Genomic DNA, 21,535 nt, shown 5'->3' with positions numbered 1-21,535 from the left:
TTGCCGTGTCCTTTGATTCACAAGAATTTTACCACCGGAACAAGACGGGCAGTTGAAACGTTTCGTTTTCGCACCATATCTCAATTAACCAACTGTTAATAAGTTGTGAGGGACGGGGCACCCCTGTTGGATCACCTGCCGGGAAGCAGGGTGATCACAAGGATAGGAGGCCGCGATGGAGAACAAGACAAACGTTCGTTTGCCTGACTATTTGCAAACTCCCTTGCCTGCCCACAAAGGGCATGCAGATATTATCGACTTCCTGCTTGCTGATTGCGACATGCCCGACTGGCTGCGCGAAGATTTGCACGGTCAGGGCCGGTATCGTCCCGCCCGCGGGGCCATTCGCGCCGTGCTGGATGTCCGCGAACGCTTTAACGGGCAACATCGCCCTGTCAGCTTCGAAGAATTCCATGATGGCATGACCGAGCTTGCCCATCATTTGCCCGGTCCCGACCAGACCCGCTTTGAAATTGATGCCAAGGTCAAAATCTATTGGCGCTATTTGCAGGGCGTGGAACGTCAGGTCTGGCGCACCGCGATTTCAGTTGCCCATATCGCGCTTGACCATTTCCCGGTGGTCCGCGAATTCAAATCCCTGATCGAAGAAGTCGTCATCAGTCGTGATTGGCTTGAACGCCGTCTTGAAGTGGTTGAACACAGCTTCCAGGCCCCGGTTTCCCTGCAAAATGAAACCGTGCGCAAGGCACTGATGCGGCTGAAACGCATGTCCCCCGGTGATCGGCTTCAACTGTTTAACAAGGCCCGGATGCGTCGCCCGGAGTTGCGCAATATCGATATGCGCGAACCCGACAAATGGGCCGATCTGGTAACTGGTGACCTTGGCCTGTCCCCCAATCAGGGCACCATGTGCTGACTTTTCCGGGATTTTGACATTGCCCTGGATGGCAAAGCCGTCTCGTGGGTGGGGGAAGCTGCCAAAGGCAGCGGAAAAGTGCGGTCATCGGGCCGCACTTTTCTTGTGTCGGGTCTTATGGTGGGTCATCAGATATTCTTCCAATGATCATCCTGTTCGATGTGCTGTGATGTTGTCATCCCGATCATTGCTGGGCAAAGTGCGCCTGACACAACGGGGCACCGGATGACGCGCGCACATAAAATGTTTGGCCTGAAAATCTTTACTCTGGGCATTTGGCTGTCGGGATTGCTGGTGGCTGGTATCGGACCCATGGCATCTGATGCGGTTGCAACCCAAAAGAACAGCTGGACTGCTGTTCCGTTCGGGCCATTTCACTGGCAATTGCAGGGCGAAATTGCCGATGATGTCACAGGTTCAAAAATCATCGGTGCGGATCTTTATGAAGTCACCGCAGCACAAATACGCGACTGGCGGGAAGCCGGGCTTTTTCCGGTCTGTTATATCAATGTTGGTGCGCTTGAAGACTGGCGCGATGATTACGTCGATTTTCCCGAACATGTGATCGGCAATGCTTATTGGGGATGGGACGGGGAATACTGGCTTGATATCGCCCGGTTTGAACATTTTGCCAATGTCATGACCGCGCGATTTGATCTGTGCCGGGACAAGGGGTTTCTTGGTGTTGAACCCGATAATATTGACGGCTACGAGGCCGACCTTTCCAACAAGGCAACCGGGTTTGACCTGAAACGAACCGATCAGCTGCGCTATACCCGGTGGCTGATTGATCTTGCCCATCAGCGCGGTCTTGCTATCGGACAGAAAAATGCCCCCGAACTGGTCGGTGATCTGGTTGATCAGATGGATTTTGCCATCCTTGAATCGGCCTTTCGGTTGGGCTTCATGGATGCGTTTGATCCCTATATTGCGCATGGCAAACCGGTCTTTGCCGTGGAATATCGCGAAGAAGGCGCCAATGCCGCCCGGTTTTGTCCGGCAGCCCGCAACCATGGCTTTCAGGGTGTGATTGCAAGTCTTGAACTTGATCAAACCCCGCAAAACTGCCCTTGATCAAAGATGCGCTTTCGCCGCATTGTGGGGGCGCATATCAAAGGGAAGAAAACATGACCGATAAAAGCCAGCCTGACGTCGATATCAACGCGCGCCACGATGAAAAAATGAAGAAAATCAAGGCCGCGCGCGACAAGATGATGGCCCAGAAGATAGATAAAAAAGGCCTGATCATTGTCCATACCGGCAAGGGCAAGGGAAAATCATCCTCGGCCTTTGGCATGGCGATGCGCTGTGTCGGTCATGATATGAAGGTCGGCGTGGTGCAGTTCATCAAAGGCGGCTGGGAAACCGGCGAGGCAAAGCTTTTGAAAAAATTCCCCGATCTTTGTGAATTCCACGCCATGGGGGCGGGCTTTACCTGGGAAACCCAGAACCGGGCACAGGATGTGGCACTGGCGCGTGAAGCTTGGAACAAGGCATTGGAAATGCTGCGTGATCCAAGCTTTTCCATGGTCATCCTTGACGAGATCAATATCGTCCTGCGCTATGACTTCCTGCCGCTTGATGATGTGCTTGATGCGCTGTCAAACAAGCTGCCCGATCAGCATATTGTCCTGACCGGGCGCAACGCACCAGATACCCTGATCGAAGCAGCCGATCTGGTAACTGAAATGACCATGATCAAACATCCGTTCCGCGAACAGGGGATCAAGGCGCAGATCGGTGTCGAATTCTGATCCGCAGTGTGATGATCTGTCGTTTCAAACGGCAATGATGAAAGTTTTGAAACCGGAATGAACGCGCAATCTGTTCCTGCTTTGATGCTTCAGGGGACCGGATCGGATGTCGGCAAATCAATGCTGGTGGCCGGATTGTGCCGTGCTTTTGCGCGTCGCGGGCTTCGTGTGCGTCCGTTCAAACCGCAAAACATGTCCAACAATGCTGCGGTCACCGACGATGGCGGGGAAATCGGCCGTGCGCAGGCGCTTCAGGCCCGGGCCGCCGGTGTGCCGACCACGGTGCATATGAACCCGGTTTTGCTCAAACCACAAAGCGATATTGGCGCCCAGGTCGTGGTGCAGGGCAAAGTGCTGACCAGTGCCAAGGCCCGCGACTATTACCGCCTTAAACGCGATCTTCTGCCAAAGGTGATCCAAAGTTTCGAGATCATGGCAAATGATGCCGATCTTGTTCTGGTCGAAGGTGCCGGTTCCCCGGCCGAGGTCAATCTGCGGGCATCCGATATCGCCAATATGGGCTTTGCCGAGGCCGCCGGTGTGCCGGTTATTCTGGTTGGCGACATTGATCGCGGCGGGGTGATTGCATCGATCGTCGGGACCCATGCCCTGCTGTCGGATAGTGATCGCGAATGGCTGTGTGGCTATGTCATCAACAAGTTTCGCGGTGATGTGTCACTGTTTGCATCGGCAACCGACATCATTGAACAGACCTGCGGCTTAAAAAGTTACGGTATCGCAACGTACTGGCCCGGTGCCCATAAATTGCCCGCCGAAGATGGCGTGGCGCTTGAAAAGGCCGGGAAATATCAACGTAAGCAAGATGGTGTGTCTGGTCCTGTGATCCGCATTGCCGTGCCGCATTTGCCGCGCATCGCCAATTTTGACGATCTTGATCCGCTTGCTGCCGAGGCAGATGTCGAACTTCTGGTGATCAAACCGGGTCAGGTGATCCCGGCTGATTGCGATCTGGTGCTGCTGCCCGGGTCAAAATCGACCATGGCCGATCTGCGTTTTTTAAAGGAACAGGGCTGGGATATCGACATTCTGGCCCACCACCGGCGCGGCGGGGCGGTTATCGGCATTTGTGGCGGCTATCAGATGCTGGGACGCATGGTTCATGACCCCGACGGTGTCGAAGGCGAACCGGGCAGTGAAACCGGTCTGGGATTGCTTGATGTTGAAACCGTCATGGCTGGTGACAAGACCTTACGCAAGACTGATGGACTGACCGTCATGTCCCATGCCCCGTCATCCGGGGCGTTGTTTTCTGCCGATATCGCGGTAACCGGCTATGAAATCCATATGGGCCGAACCGATGGTCCTGATCGGGCACGGGGCTGGCTGGCACTGGCCGGGATTTCCGAACCCGATGGGGCAATCAGCACGAACGGGCGCGTGATGGGATGCTATCTACATGGCCTTTTTGGCAGTGACGCCTTTCGTCAGAACCTTCTGGCATCGCTTGGCGGGAAAGATCGTGTCGCCTTGCATGATTTCGAAGCCGGAGTCGATGCTGCCCTTGATGAATTGGCCGATCATCTCGAAGCCTGTCTTGACCTTGATGGCCTGCTTGAATTGGCCAGAAGCCGGACCAAATAGCCGTTTGTCGGACTTTCGATCCGTGCTGTTTGGCAAAAGGGTGAAAATCACACAACAATTGCGTGGAAGGCCTTTACTTCCGCCCTGTTGCGTGGTTTGACAGATTTCGCAATTCCGGTTCTGAAATGAACTTTATGAATTGCCGTATTGCCGATGCCCTCACAGTGCTGGCGGGTCTTTGCAAAACGTTCATCCTTGGTCGGGTATCTTCACGTCTATGCGTCAGTTATATCATTTTTGGCTCTCACCATTTTCGCGCAAAGTGCGCCTGGTCCTTGCCGAGAAAAAACTAGAATTCGAACTGAAAGCCGAACCGGTATGGGAACGGCGTGACGAATTCCTGTTGCTCAATCCGGCCGGCGAAGTACCCGTGCTTGAGGACGAAGACGGCACCGTTCTGTGTGACTCGACCGTGATTTGCGAATATCTCGACGAGATTTCTGACGAAGAACCCAGACTGTTTGGATCAAATCCCAAGGAGCGTGCGGAAATCCGCCGCCTTGTTGCGTGGTTTGATGGCAAGTTCAATCGCGAGGTCACCGACCATCTGCTTGGTGAGAAGCTGCTTAAGCGGTTCTTTTCAACTGGCACCCCCGATACCAAGGTCCTGCGCGCCGGGCGCACCAATGCAGCCTATCATCTTGATTATATCGGCTGGTTGTTTGAACGCCGGAACTGGCTTGCCGGCGATCACCTGACCATGGCCGATCTGGCGGCCGCGGCACAGGTATCGGTGATCGACTATATGGGCGATATCAACTGGTCCAAACATCCGCGTGCCAAGGACTGGTACATGCGGATCAAAAGCCGCCCGTCAATGCGCGACATTCTTGCCGACCGACAGGCAAGTTTCCCGCCATCCAGTCACTATGCCGAACTGGATTTTGAATGACGAATTCATCCAATTCAGATGAATTCTACCCTGCGGGAAGCCTGAATACGGCAAGTTACGATCATCGTGCTGATCTTGATCGCAAGTTTTTTGATGATCCCGTTCCATTCTATACCCGTCTTGCAAAAAGCCTTGCGACCGGGCATGGCGTTCTTGAACTGGGCTGTGGTACCGGACGTATCAGTGCCGCGATTGCGCGTCTCGGGATTGCGGTAACCGGGCTTGATCTGTCGCCGGCGATGCTTGATCAGGCACGCGCGAACTATCCCGATATTGACTGGCATCTTGGCAATATGTGCGACTTTGATCTGGGCCGGGTTTTTGATCTTGTCATCATTCCGTTTCGCGGGCTTCAGGAAGTCACCGATATCACCGATCAAAGACGTGCACTTGACCGTGCCTTTGCCCATCTCAAACCTGGCGGGGCGCTGGCCCTTGATCTGATGGATCCGGATTTGCGCTATTGCCTGCCCGAAGGCGATCCGGATTTTGTCGAACTGCCGGTCTTTCCGATGCCTGATGGTGTTGGTAGGCCCGACAGCCGATTGCGGATCACTGCGATGGAACGCACCAATGATCCCCTGACCCAGCGGTTCAGCGAACATTGGCGGTTTGAGGAAATCGGTCCTGACGGTGATGTGCGGCGCCGCGAAGAGGCTTGGCATCATCTGCGCTGGATTACACGCAGTGAAATGCGACTGATGCTGGAACTTTCAGGTTTTGTTTCGATAACGGAATTTTCTGATTTCAACGGCAGTCCGCCGCGATATGCCAGCAATCAGGTCTGGATGGCAAAACGGCCGGACTGATGCCCGTCCGTTTCGAGATGCTTGGATAAATCCGGCGCTTAGTGGGCCGCAAATTTCTTTGATGTGGCCAGGGTTTCCTGACGTTCTTCTTCGGTCAGCGGCACCAGACCGTTTTCAACCAGAAGCCCGTCCTCGCCAATGACGGCCTCGGACACATAGGTCGATACGAACGCCCCCAATGACCGAACAAGCTGTTCGTGGTCATCCTTGACGTAAAGATAAAGCGCGCGGGACCCCGGATAGCTGCCATCAAGGATGGTTTCATAATCCGGTTCAATGCCGTTGATGGTAATGCCGCGAAGCTTTTCACGGTTACGCTCAAGATTGTTAAAGCCCATCACCCCATAGGATGTCGGATCCTTTTCAAGCTTGCTGATCACAAGGCGGTCATTTTCCCCGGCTTCGATATAGGCACCGTCTTCGCGGATGGTCCGGCACAACAAACGGAAGCTGTCGGGGTCGGATGATTCAAGACTTGCGATATCGGCAAAGGTCGAACAGCCCTTATCAAGCAGAAGCTGCCCCATCAGGTCACGGGTGCCTGATGTCGGCGGCGGGCCATAAACCCGGATTTTCAGATCGGGAAGCGATGGATCGACATCGGACCATTTGACATTCGGGTTGGGAACGCTTGCGCCATTGACCGGAATAGTCCGTGCCAGCGCCAGATAAAGCTGGCGTGCGGTAAGCGACATGGTCGGGGCTTCACGCGATCCCAGCAAGACAATACCGTCATAGCCGATCTTGATTTCACTGATCTTGCGGACCGAATTGGCTGCGCAAATCGCGGTTTCGGACCCGGAAATCGGACGCGATGCATCAACGATATCGGGATATTGTTCGCCAACACCGCCACAGAACAGCTTGAAGCCGCCGCCTGATCCGGTGCTTTCGACCACCGGGGCCGGTTCGCCGGTTGTTCTGGCAAAATGTTCTGCGACCTTGGTGGTCAGCGGAAAAATTGTCGAAGACCCGACAATACGAACCTGATCACGTGCCTGTGCCGCTGAAACAACAGAAACAAGTGCAATAGATGCGGCCATGGCAGTCACGGCAAACGTGCGACGCATTTCGTCCCCCAAAATGGTGTCCGGTCAAATCCGGGATCACTGATCACCAGACATATACAAAGGATGCTGGTTTCGGCAAACCCGGAGCATGATGCATTTAATCTGAACCGGTACGAACATCCATCTTTTCTATATTCGCTTTTGCCGCATCTGCGACAGGGGTTCCGTTTGAATTTTCTATGACATTTAGCCAGTCGCGTCGCGCCAGGTCATTTTTCCCGGCAATCTGGTACAGTTTTCCGCGTTCAAACAAGGCCTGAACGTTGTTCGGTTCAATCACCAGCGCATTTTCAACATCGGTCATGGCAAGGTCATAGCTTTCAAGCATTCGCCATGCCGACGCCCGATAGATCAGGACATCTGCCTGATTGGGATCAAGATCAAGCGACTTGTTCAGATCGTCGATCGCATCCCAATACTGCCCGGCAAGGCCAAGCGCCATCGCGCGGTCGACCCACAATTGCGGGTTATTGGGCACCAGTTCGAGTGCGCGGCTCTGATCACGCCAGGCAAATTCAAGATTGTTTGCCATCATCCAGGCCTGACCGGCCTGGGCCAGCATGCCGGCAACAACACCGGGGTCTGCCGTGCTGTCCTTGGCCAATGCATCAAGCCGGGTTGCGGCTTCTTCATATTTGCCAAGCGATATCAATGCCACGGCAACGCAATGGCGTGCCGGTTCTCCGCCACCCATGTCGCGCCAGGCAATAGCGCTTTCAAATCCGTCTTCGGGTTTAAGCTGGGCCAGCTTGATGCAGTCCTGATATTGCTGCTTTTCCTCAAGCGACAATGTTCCGTTGGTATCTGATCCGCTGCCAGATTGTGCATACAGGTTCGGGGCCGCCCAGATGCTGACGAAACCCGCCAGGAAAAGCGTGCCGGTGGCGCGCGAAAGGGTCGAAAGGCCGCGAAAATGTGACATGGCGTCAAAAGCTCCGTTTCTGGCAGGATCGGGTCGAAAACAGCATAGGCACGATGGCAATGATCCACCATGCCCGAATGCTCATCTCGCCAACAAACATGATGAAAACGGCAAGATAATGATTGTCTTGTATATGGTTTGTGGCGCAAGGCCGCGAAACATCCCGGCAAAAGGTTTTGAACAGCAGGCCTGGCATCGCTACTGTGCGCACAGGGACGATCACCCATCAAATACAGGTGCCTTGATGACCAACAAGCTGTTTTGTTTCGGACTGGGTTTTTCCGCACGTCTTGTGGCGGATCAATTGCGCGAAGATGGCTGGAAAATTGCCGGAACCACGCGCAGTGCAGATAAGGCAAGATTGCTTGCAACCCAGGGGATCGAGCCATTTGTTTTTGGGGATGATCAGCCCGTTGATGATATCAGGTCGGCACTGGACGGTGTTACGCATGTTCTGGTTTCGGCCCCGCCCGGCGGGGATGGTGACCCGGTGATCCGTCATCATGGCGCCGATCTTGCCGCCCTGCCCGAAGGCACATGGATCGGCTATTTGTCGACGACCGGCGTTTATGGCGATCGCAATGGCGGCGAAGTCACCGAAGAAGACGACCTTCTGCCAAGTGGCAAGCGCGGCCGTCGCCGGGTTGCTGCGGAAAAGTCATGGTTTGATCTGGGGCGTCGGCACGGTCTTTGTGTGCACAGTTTCCGGCTGGCGGGGATATACGGACCGGGGCGCAATGCACTTGAAACAGTGCGATCGGGCCGCGCACGCCGGATCGTCAAACCCGGTCAGGTCTTTTCACGCATCCATGTCGAAGACATCGCCCAGACGGTTCTGGCATCAATCAGAAAGCCCGATTGTGGCGCTGTTTACAATGTGTGCGATGACGATGCCGCCCCGCCACAGGATGTAATTGCCTATGCCTGCGGGTTGCTGGGTGTTGATCCCCCGGTCGAAGAAGACTTTGCCACCGCAAAGCTCAGCCCGATGGCCGCAAGCTTTTATGAAGATAACAAACGTGTCTCCAATGCACGGATCAAGGACGAATTGGGAGTTACGCTGCGCTATCCGGATTACCGGGCGGGTCTGATGGCTCTTTTGGACGGAATATTGGCTAAAATCGACGCCGAGCAGGAAATTGTTTAACAAAACCGCATTGTTGACGCGGATTAAGGGTCGTATATAACCCAAGTGCCTGCGGACAATCATATCGTCTTCGCGATGGGCACCATATGATTGTCCACAGGATCGTATTCGGATCGGGCCGGTCTGCTGAACCGGTCGTCACGGCAGTTGGCACCCGCAAGTCCCTGAAAATCCCGGACCTGGTGTCACCGGCAAGGAGAGAGCAAGCATGGAACGTCGTATCGTAACCGTCTTTGGCGGTACCGGATTTGTTGGACGTCATATCGTCAAACGTCTGCTTGAACGTGACTTTATCGTTCGTGTTCCGACCAGAAGTTTCGAGCGGGTCAAAAAGCTCAAACCGATGGGGTATCTGGGGCAAGTCGTTCCTGTCCATTGTGATGTCCGCAACGAAGACAGCATCAAGGGTGCGATTGACGGATCAGAAGCCGTGATCAACCTTTTGGGCATTCTTTATGAACGCGGCAGCAGCAACTTCCTGAACATTCACGTCAAGGCGGCCAAGCGCATCGCCGAAGAAGCCAAGGCATGCGGCGTTAAAACCTTTGTGCATATGTCGGCCCTGGGCGTTGATAAGAACAGCTCGGCCAATTACGCGACCTCGAAGCTTGCTGGCGAAAATGCGGTGCGCGAAGTTTTCCCGACTGCGGTGATCTTCCGCCCGTCGGTGATCTTTGGCCCGAATGACAATTTCCTGAACAAATTTGCGACCATGGCGCGGTTCTCGCCGGTTCTGCCGGTGATCGGTGCGCCGGGCCTGCCCAAGGTCGACCTTGGCGAAGGCAAGGTTGATATTCTTGGTGACGGTGGTCCGAAATTCCAGCCGGTTTATGTTGGCGATGTGGCGGATGCCTTTGTTGCTGCTGTCTGCGATGCAAGCCTTGCGGGCAAGACCTTTGAACTGGGCGGGCCGGAAACCTATTCCTTTATGGGTCTTCTGCGCGACATGTTGCGCATCACCCGTCAGCGCGCGATCCTGATGCCCGTGCCGTTCTGGCTGGCATCGATCAAGGCATTCTTCCTGCAATTCCTGCCAGTTCCGCCGATCACCCCTGATCAGGTCCGGTTGCTCAAGGTTGATAATGTCGTTTCCGAAGGTGCGGCCGGCTTTGCCGAACTGGGAATTACCCCCAACAGTCTTGAGGCCGTGGCACCGTCCTATCTGAAACGGTTCTGCCCGCCGCGCAAATCCGGCGAATTCCGCCGCTTCGTCTAAGACGCAGCGTCGACGCAGGATCCGGGATCAGCGACCCGGCACCGCATGATGATGACAGACCCGGATCAAAACCGGATCAATAATCGAAAACCCCGCCAGAAATCTGGCGGGGTTTTATTTGTTTCATCGGATCGAAACCCGGTATCGGGGCAGAACGGACTAGCCGGCGCGAACGCGGGCGACAAAGCCGTTTGCTTCGTCCTGAAGGCGCTGGGCCTTGGTCAGAAGTTCTTCGGCCGTGCTGCGTGCATTCCCCGACAGGTTCCGGACGGCTTCGGCCGAGCGCGATACTTCGGTCATGTTTTCGGAAACATCACGCACGCCGCGTGCGGCTTCTTCGGAACCGTTGGCGATCTCGGCGGTGGCCGATCCCTGCTGGCGCATGGCAGCTGCGATCGAACTTGAAATCGCATCGACCTCGCCAATCGTGTCGGCAATGGCTGAAATCATCTCGACGGCGGATGCGCTAACCGTGCGCATTTCATCGATCTGACGGCTGATATCCTCGGTCGCACGCTGGGTCTGGGTCGCAAGGTTTTTGACCTCATTGGCCACAACAGCAAAGCCTTTGCCGGCATCACCGGCACGGGCGGCCTCAATGGTTGCGTTAAGGGCCAGAAGGTTGGTTTGATCGGCAATGGTATTGATCAGATCAATCACCTCGCCGATTTTTTCAGCCGTATCCGAGAGCTGGCGCACGGTAACATCCGAACGACGGGCTTCTTCCACGGCGGAACGTGAAACTTCTTCGGCCTTGCTGACCTGACGTTCGATTTCGGCGATCGATGCAGACAGCTCCTCGGTCGCGGACGAGACCGAACTGACATTTGCCGACGCATTGTGTGATGCGCTGCTGACGTCCGTAGCCCGCGCAACGTTTTCACCGGCATTCGATGCCATATGGTCAACCGCGTTGCGCATTTCCGTGATCTGGCTCAGCAGATCGGTGACAAGGCCATTGACCGAACTTTCAAACCCGTCGGCCATTTCCAGAAGTGCTGCGCGGCGTTTCTGTTCGGCGCGTTCTTCGTTTGCCTTGTTCTGGGCCCGCAGTTCTTCGGCCTCAAGCGCGTTTTCGCGGAAGGTTTCAACCGCGCGCGCCATGGCGGCAATTTCATCGCTGCCCTTGTCGGCAACCGGGGTGCGCAGATCGCCATTGGTCAGACGGTCCATCGCCCTGTTCAAACCGATCAGGCGGGCCAGAAGATTGCGCTGCACATACAGCCAGACAATCAGGATCGAAATAATGATTGCCGCGGCGGCAACCGCCAACATCACGGTTTCTGCAACCGTGATGGTTTTGCTGACATCGGCATTGGCGACATCGATCTTGGTGCGCATTTCAGCCAGAAGTTCGTCGGCTGTCTGTCCGATGCCATTGGCAATCGTTGTGGTTTCTGCCAGCAAATCGTTCAGGGCAACCTGTTGCTCAAGGGCGCGTTGGCGCAATGCAAACAGGTTGGTATCCCCATTGGGATCAAGACCGGCAGCCAGAATTTCAAAACTTTCTTCCGACTTGGTCTTAAGGTCCTCGACCGGAATTTCGGCGATGCTGGCCGACATCTGGGTGATGATCGGATTGGACCAGAACTTGACCCGGTCAAGCCCGTCAATATCGGTTGCCGAACTTGCAATACGCGCCAGATCCGGGATTTTGAGCGCCAATGCCCTTAATTCGGACATGCTTTGTGCGGTCAGGGCATCTTCGTCAATCAACTGATCAAGCAGGTCAAAGATCTCGCCTTCTTTGTCTTCCTTGCCAACCAGGCTGTAAAGTTCGCCGGCATTGTTGGTCAGGGCCATATTCGCATTGGTCGACAATTCACGCGAACTGACTTCAATGGCGTTTGCTGCACGAATGACTTCGTCGAGCAGCGCGTTCAATTCGTCGCGATTGGCAAATACCGAACCCATGGTTTCTTCAAGGCGACGGATATTGACGATCATATGCCCGGTCTGTTCGGAAAACTGCTGAAGGATCGCGCCATCAACGCCAAGTGCGGCCAGACCCGCAATGCGATCATTCATCTGGTTTTCAACGGCATCAAGTGTCGCGGTGGCAGCGGCGACCTCGTCCAGATTGGTTGCGCTGGCAACCGCGCGGGCAATCTGGATGATCGCGTCACTGCTGACATAAAGTTCCTGACCGCTGACAAGTGCGGGAATTGCCTGGGCTGTGACGATCCGCTGCTGGGATTCCGTCATTCGAAAAGAAAAAACCGCCAGTGCGGCGGCACAAACAGCAAGTAAGGCAATGGGGACAATCGCCGCCATTAACCTACCGCGCAAACCAACTTTGCCGGTCATGATATTCCCACTCTATGGATTGTTCTGGTTATATGAGGTCAGAACCCGTTTTAAGTCGGAATTCGGCCCCTGACGGCTTGTTGCCGTCTTTCGGGCATTATTGAATCAAAGTCACTAATGGTCCAGCGGTGTTTGCGTTGCAATATTGCGAAATTATTATTTATCGAGAAACTTTTGGACGCTCTCGAGTATAATTTCGCGACTTGTTGCTTGCGTTACCGGTTCGGCACCCGGTCGTTCAATCATGATGACCGGTAAACCGAGATTGCGGGCGGCCTCGATCTTGGCAAAGGTTGCGTCGCCGCCGCTGTTTTTGCAAACGATCACATCAATATCGTGACGTTCAAGAAGTTCGGTTGCACTTTCAATACTGAACGGGCCACGGGCGAACAGCCATTCCCCATAGGCCAGATCGAACGGATCGCGCGGTGCATCAACGGTGCGCACCAGAAGCCACGTTTTTTCAAGTCCTTCGAACGCATGCAGGTTTTTGGCCCCACAGGCAATCAGCGCGCGTGTCCCGTGATGGGGAAGAATACGTGCCGCTTCCTCGATCGAGCGGACCTCGATCCAGTTGTCGCGATCGGTTTTTTTCCAACCCGGCCGGTAATATTGAATGCAGGGCATGGCAACCGCCTGACAGGCCTGGGCGACATTGCCGGAAATTTCGATGGCATAGGGGTGGGTTGCATCGATCACCAGATCGATCTGTTCACTTCTGATATAGGAAATGATGCCTTCGGGCCCGCCAAACCCGCCAATCCGTACCGGTACACCGTCCGGAAGGCTTGGCGCGCTGGTGCGTCCGGCCAGCGAAAGCTGCAACCGGATGTCACGCCCGAATTCATGCATCAGGTCTTCGGCAATGCGGTTGGCGTCCCCGGTGCCCCCAAAAATAAGGATATGTTTCGGGCGTTTGGCAGGGCGGGAAAGCGACATGGGCAAGTACCTTATTCTCTTTTGATCGGTCCACGGGATGGATCAGTTGGTTATTTTGGGCCTGAACTGGTCAAAGTCACCAATGCCGTGACGGGCAATAATCTTCCCGTCGCGATCGGTAACGACAATTTCGACCGCACCGGCGCCATCAAGGGTGGCGCGCGCGGACTCACAGGCCAGACGCGCAATGGTCCTGGCAATATTAACGTTTGCCGCCTGACAAAGTTCCAGCACCTGTTTGGCCGTATTGGCGGTTTTCACCTGTTCCTGAAGGTCACCGTTCCCCCCGGCAAGCCCGACCGTCTCTGCAAGTTTGGCAAAATCGACCTGGGATCGGCTGCTATGAAGGTCAAGATGGCCTTGCGCCAGTTTGACCAGCTTGGCAAAGCCGCCGGCGATGCTGATGAACGCGACCGGGTTCTTGCGCAGATATTTCAACATCCCGCCGACAAAGTCGCCCATATCAAGAATGGCTTCTTCGGGAAGATCGTAAAATGTGCGAATGGCGGCCTCCGATGTTTTGCCGGTCGCCCCGGCAACATGGATGCGCCCGGTGGCACGGGCCACATCGATCCCGCGATGAATGGAATGAATCCACGCCGAACAACTGAACGGGATAACGATCCCCGTGGTGCCAAGAACCGATAAACCACCGACAATGCCTAACCGCCCATTCCAGGTTTTGGTTGCAATTTCCTTGCCCCCCGGGATCGAAATTTCGATTTCCACATCGCCGGTTGCCCCGAACGTTTCACACAGTTCGGTGATCTGGCCGATCATCATTTCGCGCGGTTTGGGATTGATTGCAGCTTCGCCGGGCGGCAATGGTAAACCCGGTTTGGTAACGGTGCCAACCCCGTCCCCGGCGTGAAATGTAATGCCGCTTCCTGGTGTGCCATGGCGGACGGTTGCGATGATTTCCGCGCCATGGGTCACATCCGGATCGTCCCCGGCATCCTTGATCACGCTGGCCCGCGCCCAGCCCGTTCCGCGTTCGGCCTTGACCAGTGCAAAGGACGGCGTTTCCCCGCGCGGCAGGGTAATGGTCACCGGATCGGGAAAATCCCCGGACAGCAAAGCCTGCCACGCAGCACGGGTCGCAGCGGTGGCACAGGCCCCCGTTGTCCATCCCTTGCGCAGCGGTCCGTCCGGTTTTCTGGCCATACGTTGATTTTTCCTGTCAATCTCACTACTGATCCCGGTATGGATCGGTGCGGGCAATGCCGCAACGGGATATTCAATTAAACATTATTATTAATGTTGTTTAAAAATTAATACGACAAAATTACGGAAATAAGTTGGACGTATCGTTTGATTGCTGTTTAACATATTCTCTCAAAGTGGTCCTGCACAGATGGGCCAGATTCCAATGCACAGAAGTATGATATAATGACGGCTCTTGGTCTTGATTTTCCGGTATTTGAACCGGGTTGGGTATGGCTGGTTGGTGCGGGTCCGGGGGATCCGGGCTTGCTGACGCTTCATGCGGTTAACGCCATGCAACAGGCCGATGTCGTTGTGTATGATGCCCTGGTTGATGAACGGATTCTCAATCTTTTGCGGGCTGATGCCAAACGCATCTATGCCGGCAAGCGCGGCGGTCGTCCGTCCTCAAAACAGACCGATATTTCATTGCAACTGGTTGAACTGGCCAAACAGGGTTTGCGTGTTCTGCGTCTTAAGGGCGGCGATCCGTTCGTGTTTGGCCGTGGCGGCGAAGAAGGCATGACCCTTGTGGATCACAATGTGCCTTTCCGTGTGGTGCCTGGCATTACTGCCGGGATCGCCGGGGCGGCCTATGCCGGTATTCCGACCACCCATCGCGACTGCAATTCGTCGGTCACCTTTGTCACCGGCCATGGATCAAGCGGCGATGTGCCGGACAATATCAACTGGGCGGCGCTGGCCAAGGGTGCACCGGTGCTGGTGATGTATATGGCGATGAAACATCTGCGCCGGATTTCTGCCGAACTGATGACCAATGGCCGGTCCGGGGATGAACCGCTGGCTGTGATCAATCAGGCAACCACACCCGATCAGGGCATTTTGATCACCACCCTTGAAAAGGCCGCCGACGATGTCGAACGTGCCGGCGTTGAACCGCCGGCAGTCTGTATTCTTGGCAAGGTGGTCGGGTTGCGTGATCGTCTGAACTGGCTATCGCCCCAGGATGATGTCAAATCGGTGCGCAATGTCCCGTTTGAACAGGTGCTCGAACTGATCTCGACCCCGTCCGATCCGCTAAAGGATCAGGGGTAAGGCACAGATTAAATCCGTTCCAATGGATTGATATATATCGTTGTCCGTAAGCCCCGTGCTTGTCACAATCGCGCCAATCGATTTGACCCGGATGGATCATGGACGAACAACAGGTATTGATCCGCATCCTTGAAAGCGGCTGGGCACAATGTGCTGAAATCCTGCGCGATGATGGCGGGGTGATTTTGTCTGCCCTGATCGCAGGTTTGGTGGGCAGTGTTACCCATTGTGTCGGCATGTGCGGGCCGTTCGTGATTTCACAGGTCACCAGCCGGATGGAACAGGTGCCGGTCGACAAGATGACCGAATTGCATCGTCTGACCGGGGCGGCATTACTGCCCTATCAGTTCGGGCGATTGACGACCTATTGCCTGTTGGGTGGCTTGGCCGGGTTCTTTGCCGATGGCATCACGGCATTGACCCGCATCTGGTGGATCGGTCCGGTTTTGCTGGTGCTGGCCGGGGTGTTTTTCCTGATTTTCGGGATCATGGGCCTGTTACCGCATCTGGGCGGGCTATTGCCGACGACGGGGGACAGCCGGTGGTGGAACCGGGTTTTTGGTGACCGTTTACGTCCGCTTTTTGCCGCACCTTTCGGGTTTCGCGGATATGCCCTTGGCGTGATGCTGGGCTTCATTCCCTGCGGGCTGGTTTATGGTGCCCTTGTTCTGGCTGCTGCCACCGGTGTCGCATTGAACGGGGCGGTGGTGATGCTGGTCTTCGGGATGGGCACGGTGCCGATGCTGTTTGTGACCGGCTTTGTCGGGCAATATGCCGCGCGGCGTTTTCGCGGCCTGATGGTGCCGGTCGGGCGTGGCTTGATGATCGTCAATGGATTGATCCTGTTTGCCCTGGCGGCACAGGCGGTGGTTTGACCATGCTTGCCCGATTTCCGGCCATCTGTGGGTGGGGCGAAATGCATCGGGTTTATATGGTTTTGCACCGGGGTGTGAGCTTTCCCACAGTCGCTGCCCTTGCAGGATTGAACAGGGCATTTATAGTGCCCGGACAGTTTGGAATGCTTAAAGATCGGCCAATCGGGATCGGTCGACGATAAAAGAGGTAGGACGCGTGAGCAAAAAGACGCTTCTGGCAATTCTGGCGATTGCACTGGTTCTGGGGATCGGTCTGACCTATCGGCTGATGATGATGGGCACAGAAACCCAGTCATCGGGTGCCGCATCGATCGGCGGGCCGTTCGAACTTGTCAATCAGGACGGCAATACGGTCACGGAAAAAGACTTCGCCGGAAAATATATGCTGATCTATTTCGGCTATACCTATTGCCCGGATGTCTGCCCGACCGAATTGCAGGTCATGGGCAATGCTCTTGATCTGATGGCGGACGATCTTGCGAGCGAAGTCACACCGGTCTTCTTCACCGTTGACCCCGAACGTGACACGGTCGAGGCCATAAAGGCCTATGTCCCCAATTTCCATGAACGCATGGTCGGACTTACCGGCACCGTGGCGCAGACATCGGCGGCTGCCAAGACCTTCCGGGTCTATTACGCCAAAGCCATCCCCGAAGGCGAGCCGCAAGATACCGATGCCTATTTGATGGATCATTCTTCCTTTGTCTATCTGATGGACCGCAACGGCCAGTTCATCCGCCACTTCAATTACGGCACAACCCCCGAAGACATGGCCAAGGGCATTGCCGAAGCGGTTAAAAAGAACGGCTGATCTTTCCGGAATGCTATGATTGCTGGGCGGGGTGGACTATTGTCGCCACCCTGTTACCCAATGATCACCGGGCCCAGACCGGCCCCGATCCGTGCCGGAGAACCACCAAATGCAAGACCCCGTTCCGGGCATCCTGATTGCCGCCCCGTCGTCAAACAGCGGCAAAACGGTTGTGACGCTGGCGATGTTGCGCGCGCTGACCCGCCGGGGACAATCTGTTGCCGCGGCAAAAACCGGTCCGGACTATATCGACCCGGCTTTTCAGGCGGCGGCTTGTGGCGACCGCTGTATCAATCTTGACCCTTGGGCGATGACCCCCGATCAGATCGCGTCCCTTGCCGCCGGGCATGCGGCAGGAAAATCATTTCTGATGTGCGAAGGGGTCATGGGTCTGTTTGACGGGGCGGCCAACGGCGATGGATCGACCGCCGATCTTGCAGCCCAGACCGGCTGGCCGGTGGTGCTGGTGGTTGATGTAAAGGGGCAGTCGGCCTCTGCGGCGGCGCTGATTTCGGGATTTGCCAATTTCCGCGAGGATATCACTGTTGCCGCCGTGATCCTTAATCGCGTCGGCAGTCCGCGCCATGCCAAAATGATCAGGGACGCCTGTGCCAAATATCTGCCGGATCTTCCGATCATCGGCGCGGTGCGCAGATCCGATGATCTGAGCTTGCCCGAACGTCACCTCGGACTGGTTCAGGCCGGTGAACATCCCGAACTTGACGCATTCCTTGACCGTGCTGCTGACATTATCGCAGAAGATATCGATCTTGATGCCCTTGCCGCATTGGCCGAAGGGAAACGGGATGGTGGTGAACATGACGGGACTACGGCCGAGACCTCAACGCTGACCCCGCCACTGACCCCGCCACTGACGCCACCGCTGATCGCACCGCTCGGCCAAAAAATTGCCGTCGCCCGCGACGCGGCATTTGCCTTTTGCTATGCGCATATTCTGGATGGATGGCGTGCAGCGGGCGCAGAAATCAGCTTTTTCTCCCCGCTTGCCAACGAGGCCCCGGACCCCGCATGTGATGCGATTTATCTGCCCGGCGGTTATCCGGAACTGCATGCGGCAACCCTTGCTGCGGCTGATCGGTTCAAATCGTCACTGCGCGATGCCCCGGCCCGTGATGTTGTGATCTATGGCGAATGCGGTGGCTATATGACGCTTGGCACCGAACTGATTGATGCGGGTGGCACACATCATGAAATGCTGGGTCTTTTGCCGCTGGCAACCAGCTTTGCCTCCCGACGTCTGCATCTTGGATATCGCGAAGCAAAGATCGGCATTCCGACCCCGTTCGGCCCGGCCGGAATGACGGTGCGCGGTCATGAATTTCACTATGCCACGACATTGTCGGAAGACGGGATTCCGTTTTGCCGTATGACCAATGCGCTGGGGACTGATCTTGGTCCGGCCGGTCTTGTTTCCGGGCGGGTATTCGGATCGTTCTTCCATATGATCGCCAAGAGTTGAATATTTGCGCCGATATCGTGAGTTCGCGGGATGCAGCGGGCTGTATTAAACTGTATTATCAATGGTCCCGCACATACACGCATAGATAAGACCGCCCGCATGAGAGAACCCATGACCGACAACGATTCCGGCACATTTCCGTCACAGCCCTATTGGGAAACCAAAAAACTTGCCGAAATGTCGCGCGAGGAATGGGAAGCCCTATGCGATGGCTGTGGCAAATGCTGCTTGCACAAGTTGCAGGATGAAGACGACGATTTTGTCTATTACACGTCGGTTGCCTGTCGTTTGCTCGATTGCGAAACCTGCCAGTGCAAGGACTACCCAAACCGCACCGTGCATGTCCCTGATTGTGTCCAGCTTTCCAGGGAAAATGTCGATACCCTGAACTGGATGCCATCGACCTGTGCCTATCGTCTGTTGTCAGAAGGAAAAGGACTGCCTGACTGGCATCCTCTTGTAACCGGCAATCGGGAGTCTACATTTATGGCAGGCATGTCGGTACGCGGAATGGTGATTTCCGAAGATGACGCCCATCCGGATCTGACGCGCTATATCGTGAAATGGCCTGCCTGATCCGGGGCCTTGCGGGTCGGCCGGGAAACCATTTTACGAAAAAATTGTGTTGAGCTATCCTGTCGTATATATATGATTTCCTTGATCAATTATTCCCGCAATGAATGGTTGTTCATTTTGATCTGATGGTAAAAACCGTGCGTATCAGACGCCAGAGAGTCTTTGACAGCGATATGGGGCATTATCTGCATACAAACGCGCAACAAACGTGCAACAAATCTTAGATAATCAAATACGTATGTGTGTGGTATCCAAGTTGTTCTCGTGGCACTTGTGACAGTCTGGCTAACTCCGTCGTTATGCATTTGCGTGCTGGGACAGGAAATTTTCCCGGATTTGGGCTAATTTCTATCAATTGAAATCCGGGTTTACGACAGCTCATTCAACGCCCTTCGGGCGCAGGCAAACTATACGAAGGTGGTGGCCTATGGAATTGCCCGTCTGAACGGACGGGCAAGAGGGGCCCAGGACATGCGCCTGGGCAGAGCGGAAGGACGTGTAAAGTGGGTTTCGGTATCTTCAAAGGTGACAACAAGCATGCATTGGCCGAGGAACAGGTCTCGGCAGCACTGAGTCGCTCGATGGCGCGCATTGAATTCGATGCAAAGGGAAACATCCTGTGGGCCAATGACAATTTTCAGAATGTGATGGGCTACTCGCTCGAAGAAATCGTTGGTCAGCATCACTCCATGTTCGTGCCCGAAGAAATCGTGCGCTCTGCCGAATATCAGGGGTTCTGGAAAAAACTTGGCGCGGGCGAATTTGCCAGCGGCGCCTTCCCGCGCAAACGCAAGGACGGTCAGCTTCTGTGGCTTGAATCGACCTATAATCCGATCTTTGACGATAAGGGCAAGGTCCTCAAGATCGTCAAATTTGCCAGCGACATTACCGAACGCCGTAACGAACGTGCGCTTTTGCAAAGCGTGTTCGAAGCCATCAGCGCATCCCAGGCCGTGATCGAGTTTGACCTTCAGGGACATATTCTCAAGGCCAATGAAAACTTCCTGACGGTGATGGGCTACAGCATGGATGAAATCCGCGGCAAGCATCACTCGATGTTTGTCGAAGGCGACTATGGCAAATCGTCCGAATACAAGGCCTTCTGGCAGAACCTTAATCAGGGCAAATTCCAGGCCGGCCAGTTCAAACGCGTCGGCAAGGGCGGTCGCGAAATCTGGATCGAGGCAAGCTACAATCCGGTTCTGGACGCGGTCGGAAAACCGATCAAGGTGATCAAATTCGCCACCGACATCACCGAACAGACCAAACTTCTGCTTAACCTCAAACAGATGATCGATGGCAACTTTGCCGAGATTGAAACCAACATCGCCAACCTTAATCAGCGTACGGCAAACGGTGTTGATGTTTCTGCCAACACCCTTGAACTCACCAAAACGGTCGCCGCCAGCGCCGAACAGATGGCGGCATCGATTTCCGAAATTTCGCGCAGCATGTCGCAATCGCAGTCGGAAACCGAACGCGCCTTTGATCAGACCGAAACCGCCAATGAAATGACTCAGCGCATGACAGGTGTGGTTGATGAAATGGGCAGCATCGTCGAAGTCATTCGCAATATTGCCGGACAGATCAACCTGCTGGCATTGAACGCCACCATCGAAAGTGCGCGTGCCGGCGAAGCGGGCAAAGGCTTTGCCGTGGTCGCCAACGAGGTCAAAAACCTTGCCAATCAGGCCGCGCGCGCGACCGAGGATATCTCCCAGGAAATTACCGGCATCCAGTCAATTTCCGCCGAGGTTGCCCACGCGCTTGAAGTCATCCGCGGATCGGTCGAAACCGTGCGCAACGATGTGACAAACATTTCTTCCGCGGTGGCCGAACAGACCGCCGTTACCGATAATGTCAGCGTCAATATGCGGGATATGGCCCACACGGTCGAAGGTCTCAGCCGTGATCTCGAAGTGATCCGTGCCACCAGCGACGAAGTGGCATCCTCGGTCTACAAAACCCGCGAAGCAGCCGAAGTTCTGGCGCGATAACT

The 21,535-nt window shown here is 55.2% G+C and carries 19 protein-coding genes; 14 read left to right on the top strand and 5 right to left on the bottom strand.

Annotated elements, in window-relative coordinates; translation table 11 throughout:
- Nucleotides 1–175: 175 nt before the first annotated feature.
- The 6 genes from SIB88_RS01135 to SIB88_RS01110 all read left to right on the top strand — a co-directional run bounded on the left by SIB88_RS01135 (nt 176) and on the right by SIB88_RS01110 (nt 5,934).
- A complete protein-coding gene (locus tag SIB88_RS01135) occupies nt 176–877 on the top strand; it encodes a hypothetical protein (RefSeq protein WP_114112198.1) in 702 nt (233 codons plus the stop codon).
- A gap of 225 nt (nt 878–1,102) precedes the next feature.
- Complete coding sequence (locus tag SIB88_RS01130; protein ID WP_412559113.1) at nt 1,103–1,951, top strand: endo alpha-1,4 polygalactosaminidase; 849 nt, start codon at nt 1,103–1,105, stop codon at nt 1,949–1,951.
- A 53-nt stretch (nt 1,952–2,004) separates the two neighbouring features.
- Nucleotides 2,005–2,631, top strand: coding sequence for a cob(I)yrinic acid a,c-diamide adenosyltransferase (gene cobO / locus SIB88_RS01125; protein WP_101247040.1), 627 nt, complete (start codon nt 2,005–2,007; stop codon nt 2,629–2,631).
- A gap of 57 nt (nt 2,632–2,688) precedes the next feature.
- Nucleotides 2,689–4,233, top strand: coding sequence for a cobyric acid synthase (locus tag SIB88_RS01120; RefSeq protein WP_412559112.1), 1,545 nt, complete (start codon nt 2,689–2,691; stop codon nt 4,231–4,233).
- Nucleotides 4,234–4,450: 217 nt separating this feature from the next.
- Nucleotides 4,451–5,125 carry a glutathione S-transferase family protein gene (locus SIB88_RS01115; RefSeq protein WP_101246809.1) on the top strand — a complete coding sequence of 225 codons (675 nt, stop codon included), beginning with the start codon at nt 4,451–4,453 and terminating at the stop codon, nt 5,123–5,125.
- Nucleotides 5,122–5,934 (top strand): class I SAM-dependent methyltransferase, encoded by an 813-nt coding sequence (locus tag SIB88_RS01110; protein ID WP_412559111.1) that lies wholly within the window; start codon nt 5,122–5,124, stop codon nt 5,932–5,934. Before SIB88_RS01115 ends, SIB88_RS01110 begins: the two co-directional genes overlap by 4 nt.
- 38 nt (nt 5,935–5,972) lie before the next feature.
- Here the strand turns inward: SIB88_RS01110 and SIB88_RS01105 are convergent, their stop codons facing one another.
- Together SIB88_RS01105 and SIB88_RS01100 are read right to left on the bottom strand one after the other, a co-directional pair.
- Nucleotides 5,973–7,004, bottom strand: a complete 1,032-nt coding sequence (locus SIB88_RS01105; protein WP_114112201.1) for a substrate-binding domain-containing protein — start codon at nt 7,002–7,004, stop codon at nt 5,973–5,975.
- A 97-nt stretch (nt 7,005–7,101) separates the two neighbouring features.
- Complete coding sequence (locus tag SIB88_RS01100) at nt 7,102–7,926, bottom strand: tetratricopeptide repeat protein (RefSeq protein ID WP_250280975.1); 825 nt, start codon at nt 7,924–7,926, stop codon at nt 7,102–7,104.
- A gap of 244 nt (nt 7,927–8,170) precedes the next feature.
- Between SIB88_RS01100 and SIB88_RS01095 the strand changes: the two genes are divergently transcribed.
- Nucleotides 8,171–9,073 carry an SDR family oxidoreductase gene (locus SIB88_RS01095; RefSeq protein ID WP_412559110.1) on the top strand — a complete coding sequence of 301 codons (903 nt, stop codon included), beginning with the start codon at nt 8,171–8,173 and terminating at the stop codon, nt 9,071–9,073.
- A gap of 208 nt (nt 9,074–9,281) precedes the next feature.
- A complete protein-coding gene (locus tag SIB88_RS01090) occupies nt 9,282–10,289 on the top strand; it encodes a complex I NDUFA9 subunit family protein (protein ID WP_206926389.1) in 1,008 nt (335 codons plus the stop codon).
- Nucleotides 10,290–10,448: 159 nt separating this feature from the next.
- Here the strand turns inward: SIB88_RS01090 and SIB88_RS01085 are convergent, their stop codons facing one another.
- The 3 genes from SIB88_RS01085 to SIB88_RS01075 all read right to left on the bottom strand — a co-directional run bounded on the left by SIB88_RS01085 (nt 10,449) and on the right by SIB88_RS01075 (nt 14,699).
- Entirely contained in the window at nt 10,449–12,494 is a 2,046-nt protein-coding gene (locus SIB88_RS01085) for a methyl-accepting chemotaxis protein (protein ID WP_228194972.1), read from the bottom strand.
- 258 nt (nt 12,495–12,752) lie between these two features.
- Nucleotides 12,753–13,535 (bottom strand): cobalt-precorrin-6A reductase, encoded by a 783-nt coding sequence (locus tag SIB88_RS01080; protein WP_412559109.1) that lies wholly within the window; start codon nt 13,533–13,535, stop codon nt 12,753–12,755.
- A 42-nt stretch (nt 13,536–13,577) separates the two neighbouring features.
- On the bottom strand, nt 13,578–14,699 hold the full coding sequence (locus SIB88_RS01075) for a cobalt-precorrin-5B (C(1))-methyltransferase (protein WP_412559108.1): 1,122 nt from the start codon (nt 14,697–14,699) through the stop codon (nt 13,578–13,580).
- A 225-nt stretch (nt 14,700–14,924) separates the two neighbouring features.
- Here SIB88_RS01075 and cobA point away from each other — a divergent pair, with 225 nt between their 5' ends.
- The 6 genes from cobA (at nt 14,925) to SIB88_RS01045 (ending at nt 21,533) form a co-directional block, all read left to right on the top strand.
- Entirely contained in the window at nt 14,925–15,794 is an 870-nt protein-coding gene (gene cobA, locus SIB88_RS01070; protein WP_101246818.1) for a uroporphyrinogen-III C-methyltransferase, read from the top strand.
- Between the two features lie 98 nt (nt 15,795–15,892).
- Entirely contained in the window at nt 15,893–16,669 is a 777-nt protein-coding gene (locus tag SIB88_RS01065) for a sulfite exporter TauE/SafE family protein (protein WP_412559107.1), read from the top strand.
- Between the two features lie 196 nt (nt 16,670–16,865).
- Nucleotides 16,866–17,480 (top strand): SCO family protein, encoded by a 615-nt coding sequence (locus SIB88_RS01060; protein WP_412559106.1) that lies wholly within the window; start codon nt 16,866–16,868, stop codon nt 17,478–17,480.
- Nucleotides 17,481–17,589: 109 nt separating this feature from the next.
- Nucleotides 17,590–18,960, top strand: coding sequence for a cobyrinate a,c-diamide synthase (locus SIB88_RS01055; protein ID WP_412559105.1), 1,371 nt, complete (start codon nt 17,590–17,592; stop codon nt 18,958–18,960).
- 111 nt (nt 18,961–19,071) lie between these two features.
- Nucleotides 19,072–19,536, top strand: coding sequence for a YcgN family cysteine cluster protein (locus SIB88_RS01050; protein WP_114112210.1), 465 nt, complete (start codon nt 19,072–19,074; stop codon nt 19,534–19,536).
- 503 nt (nt 19,537–20,039) lie between these two features.
- On the top strand, nt 20,040–21,533 hold the full coding sequence (locus SIB88_RS01045; protein ID WP_101246823.1) for a methyl-accepting chemotaxis protein: 1,494 nt from the start codon (nt 20,040–20,042) through the stop codon (nt 21,531–21,533).
- The last annotated feature ends 2 nt before the right edge of the window (nt 21,534–21,535 follow it).

This window comes from Thalassospira sp. MIT121401 (assembly GCF_047125595.1).
GTDB classification, from domain to species: domain Bacteria; phylum Pseudomonadota; class Alphaproteobacteria; order Rhodospirillales; family Thalassospiraceae; genus Thalassospira; species Thalassospira povalilytica.
Note: the sequence above shows the minus strand (reverse complement) of the source record. Positions and strands in the feature narration are given on the sequence as shown.